The organism is Staphylococcus devriesei (assembly GCF_002902625.1).
GTDB lineage: Bacteria > Bacillota > Bacilli > Staphylococcales > Staphylococcaceae > Staphylococcus > Staphylococcus devriesei.
Map to the genome: position 1 here is coordinate 69,134 of NZ_PPRG01000029.1, position 14,700 is coordinate 83,833.

The 14,700-nt window shown below is 32.4% G+C and carries 13 protein-coding genes and 2 pseudogenes; 13 read left to right on the top strand and 2 right to left on the bottom strand.

Annotated elements, in window-relative coordinates; genetic code table 11:
* The first annotated feature begins 81 nt into the window (after positions 1-81).
* The 5 genes from glpK to hfq all read left to right on the top strand — a co-directional run bounded on the left by glpK (position 82) and on the right by hfq (position 5,794).
* A complete protein-coding gene (glpK, locus tag CD147_RS04800) occupies positions 82-1,581 on the top strand; it encodes a glycerol kinase GlpK (RefSeq protein ID WP_103166306.1) in 1,500 nt (499 codons plus the stop codon).
* A gap of 150 nt (positions 1,582-1,731) precedes the next feature.
* Positions 1,732-3,405: a glycerol-3-phosphate dehydrogenase/oxidase gene (locus CD147_RS04805; protein ID WP_103166307.1), complete on the top strand. Its 1,674-nt coding sequence runs from the start codon at positions 1,732-1,734 to the stop codon at positions 3,403-3,405.
* A 255-nt stretch (positions 3,406-3,660) separates the two neighbouring features.
* The gene (locus tag CD147_RS04810; protein ID WP_103166308.1) at positions 3,661-4,572 is read left to right on the top strand and encodes an alpha/beta fold hydrolase; all 912 of its coding nucleotides are present in this window, start codon (positions 3,661-3,663) and stop codon (positions 4,570-4,572) included.
* A gap of 24 nt (positions 4,573-4,596) precedes the next feature.
* Entirely contained in the window at positions 4,597-5,589 is a 993-nt protein-coding gene (gene miaA, locus CD147_RS04815; protein ID WP_167409751.1) for a tRNA (adenosine(37)-N6)-dimethylallyltransferase MiaA, read from the top strand.
* Positions 5,552-5,794 (top strand): RNA chaperone Hfq, encoded by a 243-nt coding sequence (hfq, locus tag CD147_RS04820; protein ID WP_103166309.1) that lies wholly within the window; start codon positions 5,552-5,554, stop codon positions 5,792-5,794. The genes miaA and hfq overlap by 38 nt, the downstream gene beginning before the upstream one ends.
* 208 nt (positions 5,795-6,002) lie before the next feature.
* Here the strand turns inward: hfq and CD147_RS04825 are convergent, their stop codons facing one another.
* Positions 6,003-6,479: a glutathione peroxidase gene (locus CD147_RS04825; protein ID WP_103166310.1), complete on the bottom strand. Its 477-nt coding sequence runs from the start codon at positions 6,477-6,479 to the stop codon at positions 6,003-6,005.
* Positions 6,480-6,589: 110 nt separating this feature from the next.
* On the opposite strand from CD147_RS04825, the gene hflX reads away from it, so the two are divergent.
* From hflX to CD147_RS04865, 7 genes and pseudogenes are all read left to right on the top strand, one after another.
* Positions 6,590-7,831 (top strand): GTPase HflX, encoded by a 1,242-nt coding sequence (gene hflX, locus CD147_RS04830; protein WP_167409750.1) that lies wholly within the window; start codon positions 6,590-6,592, stop codon positions 7,829-7,831.
* Between the two features lie 16 nt (positions 7,832-7,847).
* Positions 7,848-9,086 (top strand): methionine gamma-lyase family protein, encoded by a 1,239-nt coding sequence (locus CD147_RS04835; protein ID WP_103166312.1) that lies wholly within the window; start codon positions 7,848-7,850, stop codon positions 9,084-9,086.
* Between the two features lie 133 nt (positions 9,087-9,219).
* On the top strand, positions 9,220-9,558 hold the full coding sequence (locus CD147_RS04840; RefSeq protein WP_167409770.1) for a MerR family transcriptional regulator: 339 nt from the start codon (positions 9,220-9,222) through the stop codon (positions 9,556-9,558).
* Between the two features lie 19 nt (positions 9,559-9,577).
* Complete coding sequence (gene glnA / locus CD147_RS04845) at positions 9,578-10,918, top strand: type I glutamate--ammonia ligase (RefSeq protein WP_103166314.1); 1,341 nt, start codon at positions 9,578-9,580, stop codon at positions 10,916-10,918.
* Between the two features lie 498 nt (positions 10,919-11,416).
* The gene (locus CD147_RS04850; protein ID WP_233649146.1) at positions 11,417-11,761 is read left to right on the top strand and encodes a hypothetical protein; all 345 of its coding nucleotides are present in this window, start codon (positions 11,417-11,419) and stop codon (positions 11,759-11,761) included.
* Between the two features lie 350 nt (positions 11,762-12,111).
* Positions 12,112-12,852: pseudogene (locus tag CD147_RS04860) on the top strand (polymorphic toxin type 50 domain-containing protein); the annotation flags it as partial.
* Complete coding sequence (locus CD147_RS04865; protein WP_103166316.1) at positions 12,849-13,046, top strand: LSM domain protein; 198 nt, start codon at positions 12,849-12,851, stop codon at positions 13,044-13,046. The pseudogene CD147_RS04860 and the gene CD147_RS04865, both read left to right, overlap by 4 nt.
* A gap of 811 nt (positions 13,047-13,857) precedes the next feature.
* On the opposite strand, the gene CD147_RS04870 is transcribed toward CD147_RS04865, so the two are convergent.
* Entirely contained in the window at positions 13,858-14,073 is a 216-nt protein-coding gene (locus tag CD147_RS04870; RefSeq protein ID WP_233649145.1) for a tyrosine-type recombinase/integrase, read from the bottom strand.
* A gap of 269 nt (positions 14,074-14,342) precedes the next feature.
* On the opposite strand from CD147_RS04870, the pseudogene CD147_RS04880 reads away from it, so the two are divergent.
* A pseudogene (locus CD147_RS04880) lies at positions 14,343-14,593 on the top strand (hypothetical protein).
* Positions 14,594-14,700 lie beyond the last annotated feature (107 nt).

Consider the following 14,700-nt stretch of genomic DNA (forward strand, 5'->3'; position numbering starts at 1 on the left):
AAAAGTGCTATAATAATAGTACACTTCCATAGTACTATTCCTATAGACGTTGGAACTACATTCTGAAAGGGAGAAATATTTATGGAAAAATACATCATGTCGATTGACCAAGGTACGACAAGCTCAAGAGCCATCTTATTTGATAAAAATGGAGAAATTAAAAGCGTTGCGCAACGTGAATTTAAACAATACTTTCCAAAATCAGGTTGGGTAGAACACGATGCTAACGAAATTTGGACATCGGTATTAGCAGTAATGGCGGAAGTGCTTAATGACAACGAAATTAATGCCGATCAAATTGAAGGTATCGGGATTACAAACCAACGTGAAACAACAGTTGTTTGGGATAAAAACACTGGACGTCCTATTTACCATGCAATTGTGTGGCAATCTCGTCAGACTCAAACTATCTGCCAGAAATTGAAAGAACAAGGCTATGAAGAAACTTTTAGAAATAAAACTGGACTACTATTAGACCCTTATTTCGCTGGAACTAAAGTGAAGTGGATATTAGATAATGTTGAGGGCGCTAGAGAGAAAGCGGAAAATGGCGATCTATTATTTGGTACGATTGATACTTGGTTAGTATGGAAATTATCAGGTAAACAAGCTCACATCACCGATTATTCTAATGCTAGTCGTACATTAATGTATAATATTTACGATTTAAAATGGGACGATGAATTATTAGAAATATTAGGGGTTCCAAAGAATCTATTGCCTGAAGTTAAAGCTTCAAGTGAAATTTATGCTCATACGAAAGACTATCATTTCTTCGGTCAAGAAATACCAATTGCTGGTATTGCAGGGGACCAACAAGCTGCGTTATTTGGTCAAGCTTGTTTTGAACGTGGAGATGTGAAGAATACGTACGGTACTGGCGGATTTATGTTAATGAATACTGGCGAAGAACCAGTTAAATCTGACAGTGGTTTATTGACTACTATTGCCTACGGTTTAGATGGCAAGGTAAATTATGCACTTGAAGGATCTATCTTTGTATCAGGTTCAGCAATTCAATGGTTGCGTGACGGATTAAGAATTATTAATTCAGCTCCTCAATCAGAGAACTATGCAACGCGTGTAGACTCTACGGATAATGTATATGTAGTACCAGCGTTTGTTGGACTAGGGACACCTTATTGGGATTCAGAAGCAAGAGGCGCCGTATTTGGTCTAAGCCGTGGTACAGAGAAGGAACACTTCATTCGTGCAACATTAGAATCATTATGCTATCAAACACGTGATGTTATGGAAGCAATGGCTAAAGATTCTGATATTGATGTAAATAATTTACGTGTAGACGGGGGCGCAGTTAAAAATAACTTTATCATGCAATTCCAAGCAGATATCGTTAATATTCCTGTTGAACGTCCTGAAATTCAAGAAACTACAGCATTAGGTGCTGCTTACTTAGCTGGATTAGCTGTAGGTTTCTGGGGCAGCAAAGATGAAATCGCTGATAGATGGCGATTAGAAACTGAATTTAAACCACAAATGTCTGAAGAAGACAGAACTAAGTTATATAAAGGTTGGAAGAAAGCGGTAGAAGCAACGCAGGTCTTTAAATTAGAAGATTAATCACTATTAATGGCTTAGTTTTTAGAAGTGTGTTACTATATAGTCAAGTTAATATATTAGTCGAGATTTGAGAGACCTGTTTACATACAGCATGATTCTGTATGGACAGGTCTCTCTTTTTTCATAATAAATTATTGGAGGGGTATATTTATGGCATTATCTACATTAAATAGAGAAGTAATTAAAAAGAACTTAAGTAACGAAGAGTATGATGTAGTTATTATTGGGGGCGGTATTACAGGTGCGGGCATCGCTTTAGATGCATCACAACGTGGTATGAAAGTCGCGTTAGTTGAAATGCAAGACTTTGCGCAAGGAACAAGCTCACGTTCTACTAAACTTGTCCACGGCGGCTTACGTTACTTAAAACAAGCACAAATTAAAGTGGTAGCTGAAACTGGTAAAGAACGTGCTATTGTTTATGAAAATGGCCCACACGTAACTACTCCAGAATGGATGCTATTACCAATGCATAAAGGCGGTACATTTGGTAAGTTTACAACTAACTTAGGACTAACAATGTATGACCGTTTAGCGGGCGTTAAACGATATGAACGTAAAAAAATGTTATCTAAAAAAGATACATTAAATAAAGAACCTTTAGTTAAAAAAGATGGCCTTAAAGGTGGCGGTTATTATGTAGAATACCGTACTGACGATGCACGACTAACTATCGAAGTTATGAAACGTGCTGAAGAAAAAGGTGCTGAAGTCATCAATCACACTAAATCTACTAACTTCATCTATAATTCAAAATCTAAGGTAAATGGTATCGAAGTCCAAGACCTTTTAACAGGTGAAACATATCAAATTAAAGCTAAAAAAGTAATTAATGCTGCAGGACCTTGGGTAGATGAAGTGCGTAAAAAAGACTATACACGTAATAACAAACAATTACGTTTAACTAAAGGTGTACATGTTGTTATCGATCAATCTAAATTCCCTTTAAGACAAGCAGTTTATTTTGATACTGAAAAAGATGGCCGTATGATTTTCGCAATTCCACGTGAAGGTAAAGCATATGTCGGTACAACAGACACATTTTATGATAATGAAAAAGCGAAACCATTAACTACTCAAGAAGATAGAGATTACTTAATCGACGCGATTAATTATATGTTCCCAGGCGTAAACGTTAAAGATGAAGATATTGAATCAACATGGGCTGGTGTACGTCCACTTATTTTAGAAGACGGCAAAGATCCTTCAGAAATTTCTCGTAAAGATGAAATTTGGGAAGGTGAATCAGGACTTCTAACTATCGCAGGTGGTAAATTAACTGGTTATCGTCATATGGCGTTAGAAATTGTCGACTTATTAGCAAAACGTTTAAAACAAGAACATAGTTTAAAATTCGCTGAGTGTGCAACGAAAGAAACACCGATTTCTGGTGGTGATGTTGGCGGTAGCGATAACTTTGATAATTTCGTCGCACGTAAAGTAGACGAAGGTAAAGCAATTGGACTCGATGAAGACGTAGCTTATCGCTTAGCTTCAAAATATGGTTCTAATGTAGACCTTTTATTTAACATTGCCCAAATTGCTAAAGATAAAGACTTAAAATTACCATTAGAACTTTATGTACAATTAGTTTACAGTGTTCAACATGAAATGGTTTATAAACCTACTGACTTCTTAGTACGTAGAACTGGTAAATTATATTTCAATATTAATGAAGTTAAACAATATAAAGATCTAGTTATTGATGAGTTAGGAAAATTATTAAACTATACTCAAAGCCAAAAAAATGAATTCACAAAAGAACTTAACTTAGCTATTCAAGAAGCTACACACGGTAATGACCAATTAGCAGTGAAAAAATAGTAGTATTAATATAAGTTTATAGAAAAGCCTAGTAAAACTACTAGCAAGTTAGCAATTACGCTAATATTGTTAGTAGTTTTTTAGTATATATAGCACTTTAAGTGAAATGAACTTGCTATTTATAAATAGCGGAAAACAGTTTGTTGATGTTACATAATTACCTACAATTTGATAACATTAAGAAGTATAGGTATATTAAAATGAATAGAATTTTAAATGAAGTATTAGCACTAATCTTCGATAGGAGGCGTATGCGTGAGTCAAAATTCTTATAAAATAACCGTTGAAGACGGCACGATGATAGAAGTTAAAATTGATAAGGCCAAGATAGCTACATTTGGTGTCGTTCATATATTTCACGGAATGGCTGAGCATATGGAACGTTATGAAGCACTCGTTCAATCATTAACGCAACAAGGGTATGATGTTATTAGACATAATCATAGAGGTCATGGAAGAGATATTGATGAAAATGAGCGTGGCCACTATGATGACATGAATACGATTGCGCAAGATGCATATGAAATAGCACAGACATTACACGACGCTAATAAAGATGTACCTTATATTGTATTAGGACACTCAATGGGTTCAATCATCGCTCGTTTATTTGTTGAAAAGTATCCAGATATCGCACAGGGTCTTATTTTAACAGGTACGGGACAGTATCATAGATGGAAGGGTATACCTGCAATGGTTGGACTAAAAGTAATCACGTTATTTGCTGGAAAACGTAGTAGATTAAAATGGGTTAACCAACTTGTGTATAAATCATTTAATAAAAAAATAAAAAAACCAGAAACTTCAAGTGATTGGCTTTCTTCTAAAAGAGATGAAGTAGAAAAGTATGTCAAAGACGAGTATTCAGGATTTTTAGTTTCAAATCAGCTAATCTATCAAACAGTGAAATACATGACTAAAACCGCAAGCTTGAAACAACTTAAAAAAATGAATCCTTTATTACCTATACTTCTAATATCCGGTAAAGATGATCCGTTTGGAGATTATGGTAAAGGAATTAAAAACTTAGGAAAAAAATTTAAACAGGCTGGTATTAAACATATTACTGTACAACTATATGCAAATAGAAGACATGAAATTTTATTTGAAGAAGATGAACAAATGATTTGGAACCATATGTTTGACTGGATTCAGAAACAAGTTTAAAAAAACAATCAAGGTGAGGGATAAATGTTGAATGATGCAACAAAACCATTTTTAGTGGTAATAGTAGGACCAACCGCTTCAGGAAAAACAGAATTAAGTATTGAATTAGCGAAGCGGATAAATGGTGAAATCATAAGTGGTGATTCTATGCAAGTATATAAACAAATGGATATCGGTACTGCTAAAGTTACACCACGTGAAATGAGTGGGATACCTCATTATATGATAGATATTTTAAATCCTGATGATAATTTTTCAGCTTACGATTTTAAAAAAAGGGCTGAAGAATTAATAGAAGATATAACTTCAAGAGGGAAAATTCCTATCATTGCTGGAGGTACAGGACTATATATTCAATCATTAATTTATGATTACCCCTTTGATGATGAAACTGTTTCAAAAGAAACTGAAGAACTTACACAACAGAAAATGTTGGAACTTGGCTCTCTTGATAATAAAGCATTGCACGATTATTTAGCGACATTTGATAAAGAATCAGCACAAGACATTCACCCCAATAATAGAAAAAGAGTGCTTAGAGCTATTGAATATTTCTTAAAAACAAAAAAACTTTTAAGTTCTCGAAAGAAAGTTCAACAATTTACAGAAAATTATGATACATTATTATTAGGGATTGAAATGTCGCGCAAAACATTATATTCAAGAATAAATAAACGTGTAGATATTATGTTGAGCCACGGGTTATTTGATGAAGTGAAGTTGCTGATTGAACAAGGTTTTGAATCGACTCAGAGTATGCAAGCGATAGGTTATAAAGAGCTTGTTCCCGTTGTAAAGGGTGAGTTAGCTTTAGACCAAGCAGTTGAAACTTTAAAACAACATTCTAGGCAATATGCTAAGCGACAATTGACATGGTTCAAGAATAAATTAAATGTTCAATGGTTTGATAGAGAGAGAATGACACTTCAAATGATGTTAGATGAGATTACAACCCAAATAAATAAAAGGAGTTCTAGACATGATTGCAAACCACAACATCCAAGACCAAGCACTTGAGAATTTTAAAGCTGACAAAGTAGAAATCACAGTATTCTTTTTAAATGGTTTTCAAATGAAAGGTGTTATTGAAGACTTTGATAAATACGTTATTAGCTTAGTATCTCAAGGCAAACAACATTTGATTTACAAACATGCGATCAGCACGTTTACTGTTGATACTGAAACTGCGGATACAGAAGAAACAGTAACGAGTGAAGAATAAGTTGTAATTAAAGTGCATTATTGTAAGTACTTGGGAGCGTAGACAACGGTCCTCAAGTTAAATAAATCTTACAATACACTCATCCAAATTTTTTAGCACTTTTAGACAAATGAAGGAAATGTTTGTAATAAAGAAGCTTCATGGTAGAGAGAAATCTATTTAGATTTTCTTCTCTACCATGAAGCTTTTAATTTATAATTTTTTTAGACTATAATAATTTTTCAATATCTTTTTCAATTTGAGCTGGTTTTTTCTGAGGTGAGAAACGGCTTACCACATTACCTTCACGGTCTACTAAGAATTTAGTAAAGTTCCATTTGATTTTTTCATTTAACATACCTTTAGCAGCATCTGTTAAATAACGGAATAAAGGATGTTGATTTTCGCCTTTTACATCAACTTTTTCATGAATAGGGAAGGTTACTCCATAATTAATTTTACAATTTTGGTTTGCTTCGGCTCCAGAACCTGGTTCTTGATTACCAAATTGGTTACAAGGGAACCCTAACACGATAAATCCTTGATCTTTATATTTATCATATAATTTTTGTAAACCATCAAATTGTGGTGTGAATCCACATTCACTGGCAGTGTTAACGATTAACATAACATCGCCTTTATATTCTTCTAATTTATAATCTTCACCATTAGATTTTTGAACTACGAAATCATAAATATTTTCCATATTATCACCCTTTCAATTTAGTTTTAACTTAACATAAATTACTATGTTAGTCTTTGAAAATGCTCTATGATAAAATGTTTGAGAAACATTAAAAAGAGGAGATGTATAACGTGGCTCAGCAAACTACACATGACACAAAGAAAAGGTTAGAAACTGCTGTTTTAATCGGTGTACATGCTCAAAATGATAATCAATTTAATTTTGACTCAACAATGGAAGAATTAGAAGCTTTATCTCTTACTTGTCAGCTAAACGTTAAAGGACAAGTGACTCAAAATAGAGAACAAATCGATCATAAATATTACGTAGGTAAAGGTAAAATTGATGAAATAAAGGCTTTCATAGAGTTTCACGATATCGACGTGGCAGTTACCAATGATGAATTAACTACCGCGCAATCAAAAACATTAAATGATAATTTGGGCATAAAAATTATTGATAGAACACAATTAATACTAGAAATATTTGCCTTGCGCGCCAAAAGTAGAGAGGGTAAATTACAAGTCGAACTTGCACAATTAGATTATTTACTACCACGCCTACAAGGACACGATAAGAGCTTATCGCGTCTTGGCGGTGGCATCGGAACACGTGGTCCTGGTGAAACAAAACTAGAGATGGACCGACGTCATATAAGAACGCGTATGAATGAAATTAAACACCAACTTCAAACTGTAGTTGAACATCGTGAACGTTATCGCAATCAACGTGAAAAGAATCAAGTCTTTCAAATTGCGCTTATTGGTTATACCAATGCAGGTAAATCTTCATGGTTTAACGTTTTATCTGATGAAACGACATTTGAAAAGGACTTACTCTTTGCTACACTCGATCCGAAGACACGTCAAATTCAAATTAATGAAGGATTTAACTTGATTATTTCTGATACAGTTGGATTTATCCAGAAATTACCTACGACACTAATCGCGGCATTTAAATCTACATTAGAAGAGGCAAAAGGGGCTGATTTATTATTACATGTCGTTGATGCCAGTCATCCCGAGTACCGTTCACAATATGATACGGTTAATCGCTTAGTTAAAGATTTAGACATGGACCAAATTCCTCAGGCAGTCATTTTCAATAAAAAAGATCAGTGCGACGATAACAGTGATAAGCCAGTGTCAGAAGTACCTTCAGTCTTTGTTTCAAGTCGTGACGATAATGATAAATCTAAAGTAAAAGATTTAATGATTAATCAAATTAAAGAAGCATTAACATATTATGAAGAAGCGGTACCAAGTACTAACGCGGATAGATTATATTTTTTAAAACAACATACATTGATTGAGCGTATGGAATTTGATGAAGATAAAGAAAGCTACATGATTACAGGATTTAAAAAACAATAAAAGGAAGTAAAGTAGAATGTCAGAAATTAAGAATATCATTGCGCAGGTGGAAGAAACGTTAATTCCATATTTTAAAGAAATTGAAGATACAGCATATATTAATCAAGAAAAAGTGTTAGACGCTTTTCATCACGTAAAGGCGACTGAAAGTGATTTAACGGGGACAACAGGCTATGGTTATGATGACTTTGGACGGGACCATTTAGAAGAGATATATGCCCATACATTTAAAGCTGAAGATGCTATAGTGAGACCTCAGATTATTTCAGGTACGCATGCAATTACGTTAGCACTTCAAAGTATGCTTAAATATGGTGATGAATTACTTTATATTACTGGCAGTCCTTATGATACTTTACTTGAAGTAATAGGTGTAAATGGTAACGGCATTGAAAGCTTAAAAGAACATGGTGTCAACTATAATGAAGTTGCTTTGAAAGATGGACAAATCGATGTTGAAAAAGTCTTATCAACGATAACTAGTCAAACAAAAGTCGTTGCGATACAACGTTCTAAAGGTTATGATCAACGTCCTTCTATTACACTGGATGAAATGGAACAAGCTATTACTAAAATTAAACAACATTATCCTGACATTATTATTTTCGTAGATAATTGTTACGGTGAATTTGTAGAACGACGTGAACCTATTGAAATCGGAGCTGACTTAATCGCAGGCTCACTTATTAAAAATCCAGGTGGCGGTTTAGCTAAAATTGGAGGCTATATTGCTGGTAAGAAAGATTTAATAGAGCGTTGTGGTTATCGTTTAACGGCACCAGGTATTGGTAAAGAAGCAGGCGCCTCACTTTATGCTTTACAAGAAATGTATCAAGGATTCTTCCTCGCGCCACATGTAGTTAGTCAAAGTTTAAAAGGCGCTCTATTTACAAGTTTATTTCTTGAAAAGATGAACATGAAAACAGTACCTAAATATAATTCGAAACGTACAGATTTAATCCAAACCGTTCAATTTGAGACAAAAGAGCAAATGATTGCATTTTGCCAAAGTATTCAACACGCTTCTCCTATTAATGCACATTTTAGTCCTGAACCAAGTTATATGCCAGGGTATGAAGATGATGTGATTATGGCTGCTGGAACGTTTGTACAAGGATCATCAATCGAATTATCAGCTGATGGTCCAATACGTCCACCATATGAAGCTTATGTTCAAGGCGGTTTAACATATGAACATGTAAAACTTGCAGTGACTCGTGCAGTAGTTAATTTAAAAGAACAGAATTTAATCTAATCAATAGGTGCGAGCTATACATGTCAGAAAACCTAACATATTTTTGTAATCTTAAATAAACTGTGCTAAATTATAGTCAAGTTCAAAAATAGGGGTGAGGTTATAGGTGTCTAACGATAAGCTCAGACGTAATATGGCCGTCTTCTCTATGAGTGTTGTATGTAAATTAACAGAACTGACAGCAAGACAAATTCGCTATTACGAAACACATGAACTTATAAAGCCCGAGCGTACTGAAGGAAATAAACGATTATTTTCTATGAATGATTTGGAAAGACTTTTAGAAATTAAAACTTTAATTGAAAAAGGATTTAACTTAAAAGGTATTAAACAAATCATTACAGGTGACCAAGGGCATTTAAATGAAGATGAACAAGGGATTAGAAAAAGAATGATTGTAGAAGCAACGCAAAAACCAACTGGTGAAGCTTTGCCAATAAATCGTGGCGATTTATCACGGTTTATTAAATAAATATTTGGAGGATCTCTACATGCCTAAACGTACATTTAGTAAAGATGACATTCGTAAATTTGCAAAAGAAGAAAACGTGAGATATTTAAGATTACAATTCACTGACATCTTAGGTATCATCAAAAACGTTGAAGTGCCAGTTAGCCAATTAGAAAAAGTATTAGATAACGAAATGATGTTTGATGGCTCTTCAATCGAAGGATTCGTGCGTATTGAAGAATCAGATATGTACTTACACCCTGATTTAGATACTTGGGTAATCTTCCCATGGACTGCTGGACAAGGTAAAGTAGCGCGTTTAATCTGTGACGTCTACACAACTGAAGGCGAACCATTTGCCGGTGACCCACGTGCGAACTTAAAACGTGTATTAAAAGAAATGGAAGATATGGGCTATACAGACTTCAACTTAGGGCCTGAACCTGAATTCTTCTTATTCAAATTAGATGAAAAAGGCGAACCAACATTAGAATTAAATGATAACGGCGGTTACTTCGACTTAGCACCTACAGATTTAGGTGAAAATTGTCGTCGTGACATCGTATTAGAACTTGAAGATATGGGCTTTGATATCGAAGCAAGTCACCATGAAGTTGCACCTGGTCAACACGAAATTGACTTCAAATATGCAGATGCAATTTCAGCTTGTGATAATATCCAAACATTTAAATTAGTTGTAAAAACAATCGCACGTAAACATAACTTACATGCTACATTTATGCCAAAACCATTATTTGGTGTAAACGGAAGCGGAATGCACTTTAACGTATCATTATTCAAAGGTAAAGAAAATGCATTCTTCGATCCAAATGGTGAAATGCAATTAACAGAAGATGCATTCCACTTCACAGCAGGTATCTTAAACAACGCACGTGGATTTACTGCAGTATGTAACCCACTTGTTAACTCATACAAACGTTTAGTACCTGGTTACGAAGCACCATGTTACATCGCATGGAGCGGTAAAAACCGTTCACCATTAGTACGTGTGCCTTCATCAAGAGGATTATCAACTCGTATTGAAGTTCGTTCAGTTGACCCAGCAGCTAACCCTTACATGGCTTTAGCTACTATCTTACAAGCTGGTTTAGACGGAATTAAAAATAAAACTAAAGTACCAGAATCAGTCAACCAAAATATTTATGAAATGAACCGTGAAGAACGTGAAGCAGTAGGTATCCAAGATTTACCATCTACACTTTACACTGCATTAAAAGCTATGCGTGAAAATCCTACAGTCAAAAAAGCGTTAGGTAATCACATTTACAATCAATTTATTAACTCTAAATCAATTGAATGGGATTATTACCGTACCCAAGTGTCTGAATGGGAACGCGACCAATATATGAAACAATATTAATCTTTAAGACAAGTGAGTTAAAGCATAGAGACATAAGGAGTTAAGGCTTATTGCCTTAGCTTCTTTTTTTCGTAAAATTGGGCAACTAAGTTATTAAAATTAAACTGATTTCATTAAAATGGGCAACTTTTGGGCAACTAAATTTAAAATACATACTATAATTCCGTAAAAAATCAGATAAATAGGATAAGATTAAAATTATTGCTAAAAATGCGAGTATGAATATAAAAGCTATTAAAAGAGTTTATGAACATCTATTTGAGAATAAGTATTTATTAGAAAATGGAATTAAATAATTTGACCCCGATTTTTATATGGACCAAAGTTGGTGAAGACTAAGAGAAGGAAAAAATATTAAAACAATGGATATAATAATGCTAAAGCACGATATACTTGAACGATTTTTAATGAATAAGAATAATTTAAGCTATAAAGAGTCACATATATTATTTGAAAAAATCTATTTATTGCTCATTAGTTAAATAGAGGTGAGGTTAATTGCTTATTTTAAAATTTCAAGAAAAAAATAGTCAAAGTGTAATATATAAATATTATCCAAATGATGATGAAAATATTAAGCCAGGTGTAATTCATATGGATATAGACACACTTCAGATTATCAATGCTGAAAAATCTGGGATAGAAGATAAAGAAAATGATAATTATTTTATACATGCTATAGAAAGAATAGAATCAAATACTAGTAAAAAAATTGTTTCCCAAGTCAGAACTTGTAGCTTGGGGATAGAGCACCTAATAAATATAAAGTTTCTATTTTTATGGTTCTGTCAAATCGGATCGATGGGCTCAATTATAGGGGTTAAGCAACGGCATATTGCTTAATCTCTATACATAAAGTTTACAACGCAAACAATACGATTTTTTTATAGAATAGTATTGAAAAAGGACAGGTTTGATGTAGAAAAAAGGACAAATATCGCAAAAACCAAAAATGATTGTTTCCGAAACTACTGTATTGGCATTGCGACACTTGTCTCATTAATCAGAATGTTCTTTTAGAGGGAGTTTATCTCTCCTTCATATTATATAATGAGGTGAATAGTATGACAAACTTAACTAAAATAAGAATAAAAATCTCTTTAAATTATACTATAGGTATATTAGCATTATTATTCGCTTTATACTTAATCTTAAAATAAACATTAACCGTTCTATGTTATGTTAATCAAAATATTAAAAAACAAATAAATACTACAACTTATAATGCTAGTAGATTATTAGTGACTAAATCAGCACGTGTTTATGCTGAATCACAGAATCTAATTTATCTAAAAGAATTAGGTGAAGATGACGAATATAAATATGTGGCTAAAATAGACAAGAAAACATCTAAAATTTGTCACTCATTAAACGGTTAAGTATTCAAAGTAAAAGATATGATATCTGGTATTAACACTCCATCAATGCATCCATGATGTAGAAGTACTACTGTGCCATATGTGGGGAACTGGCGAGATAAATTCTTTACTGAGCGTAAAGGTAAGTATCAAGTAGAGAATAAAGAGTCTGAAAAAGAAAAATTACAAGAAAAAGCTAAAAAAGAAATGCTTGAAATGATTGAAAGTGGTAAAATCAAAGTAGAAATTAATCCTGAAAAACAGAATAGACATTTGTTAGGTCATAAATTATATGAAGAATATAAGTTGAAAAATTTGAGAAATGGGAATTTAATACCAAGTTATACTATTCTAAAAAATTATGAATTAAATGAATTGATATTGCAAAAAGTAGGTAGTGGAAAATTAGTAATTAATAGGAAAGGTCAATGGAAAAATAAAGAAATAATTAATTTTGACAAAATTATAGGTAAAGACTATATTGATGGAAAATTTATAAATACTCAATGGGGCACAGTACATTATTCAAAATCTGGGAGCCACATTATTCCAAATGGAAAGGATGATAAAAATTGAAATTGTGGACATATATCGGTGAAAAAGTAGTGATAGATTTTATTGATGGACAACGAATCATTGGAAAAGTTACCAACTTTGATGATCGCTTCGACAATGAAAGTGGCGAAGATTCTATCCACTTAGCAGTGAGAGATTTATTATATGATATTGATGAATCTGAGATTAAAAATATAAAAATTATTTCTGCATAGCATCCTTTCTACATAGATAAAGAGAAAGTGATGCTATTTTTATACGCTTTTAGCTCTATATCAAAGCGGACTGATGGACTCAATTTTAGAAATGAAAGAATATTTTGTTGTTTCATCTTTTTTAAATTACATAAAAAATATTGGATGTATAACTCATATGAACTGTAATGACAGTATGAAAATAAGATAATAAGTGAGGTGAATGAAAAGAATAAAAAAAGAACATCGCGAAGATGTTGAGTATTGGTTGAAAATTGGAACGTTCATATTATTATTCATATACCATCTTCACAGGATGCTCTTCTAAGGTAAGGCCCCGAATGGGGTTCCTTACCTCTTATTATAATAAGCGGGGATAATAATGAAAAGAGAAACTAAACAAAAAATCTCTTTTATATTTACTCTTGGTATTTTAAAATTGATTGTTTATTATTTATTGTTAAGAGTAAAATTCGTCTCGTTTTTAAAATAATAAGTTATTATGATGAAATGTATACTGTTATATGTGATTTGAAAAAATAAAAAATACTCTTTCTCTTGCTACATAAGGGGTAGAAACTTGTTAGTAGCTTAGTTTTTATTAATTTATAAAATGGGCAACTAAAACTAATTTATAATGCGTTGATAAAGTATTAAAATGATGATTTAAAGCAGTTTAATACTTTATTAAAACTTAATATGTCCAATTTTCTAAATCGTACCCAATTGTCTGAATGGGAAGGCAACTAATATTTGAAACAATATTAATCTTTAAGACAAGTGATTTAAAGCTATATTTACTTAATTACTTTTGTGGAAATATTGAATTTGGTCAAGTATATTTTAAAATACATTTTGTATACTTCTCAAAGTTTTCTTTAGCATCATTCATTTTCTTAGTTACATGGCTATATACTTCACTAGTGATAGCTTCGGATTTGTGGCCTAAACGTCCATGAATCACCTTCATAGGTACGTTGCTTTCAAGTAATAAAGTACCATGTGTATATCTTAGTATATGTATACTTAACCTATTTTCTTTGCCCAATAAATTTTTTAACTCGTTATAAAATTCTATTTAATAATCTTAATTTAACAGGTGTTTATAACTACGATTGCACAAAAATTGAAATTACTTTTACACCTAATTTGCCTAAATACTTATCTAAATCTATTGAAGTATTTAATGCACTTAATGCATGATGCTCTTGAACATTATTTAATGAATAAGTATTATTATAAGTATAAAGATGCTCATAAAATTGTGGAAAGAAAATATGATTACTTAAGATATATTGAATAAGTAAGGTGATATAGGTGCTTATATTAAGAAAATTAAATGAAGATGAACAAATTATTAGATATGAATATGTACCACAAAATGACATCAAAAATGGTAAAGGCGAGATAGCTGTTAATAAATTAAGTTCAGAGGTAAAAGAGTATAGCTTGTCTAAATTAGAAATTAAAAAAATATTTTAACTTATAGAAATAAATCGTATCTTGCAATCTTAGATTTTATTGAGGAAGATAAATTTCCTATTAAATATTTATATGCTTGGTATTGAAAATAGCGTCCTTTCTTCATAGATAAAGAGAAAGTGATGCTATTTTTATACGTTTTTTTAACCTTTTGCAAAGGGACTATGAAATATATTGAAGCTAAATGTTATTT

Excerpts from the sequence above, each read along its gene's own strand:
- CD147_RS04805 (WP_103166307.1), top strand. The coding sequence starts at position 1,732 with ATGGCATTATCTACATTAAATAGAGAAGTAATTAAAAAGAACTTAAGT.
- CD147_RS04835 (WP_103166312.1), top strand. The coding sequence starts at position 7,848 with ATGTCAGAAATTAAGAATATCATTGCGCAGGTGGAAGAAACGTTAATT.
- glnA (WP_103166314.1), top strand. The coding sequence starts at position 9,578 with ATGCCTAAACGTACATTTAGTAAAGATGACATTCGTAAATTTGCAAAA.
- miaA (WP_167409751.1), top strand. The coding sequence starts at position 4,597 with ATGTTGAATGATGCAACAAAACCATTTTTAGTGGTAATAGTAGGACCA.
- CD147_RS04840 (WP_167409770.1), top strand. The coding sequence starts at position 9,220 with ATGGCCGTCTTCTCTATGAGTGTTGTATGTAAATTAACAGAACTGACA.
- hfq (WP_103166309.1), top strand. The coding sequence starts at position 5,552 with ATGATTGCAAACCACAACATCCAAGACCAAGCACTTGAGAATTTTAAA.
- CD147_RS04825 (WP_103166310.1), bottom strand. The coding sequence starts at position 6,479 with ATGGAAAATATTTATGATTTCGTAGTTCAAAAATCTAATGGTGAAGAT.
- glpK (WP_103166306.1), top strand. The coding sequence starts at position 82 with ATGGAAAAATACATCATGTCGATTGACCAAGGTACGACAAGCTCAAGA.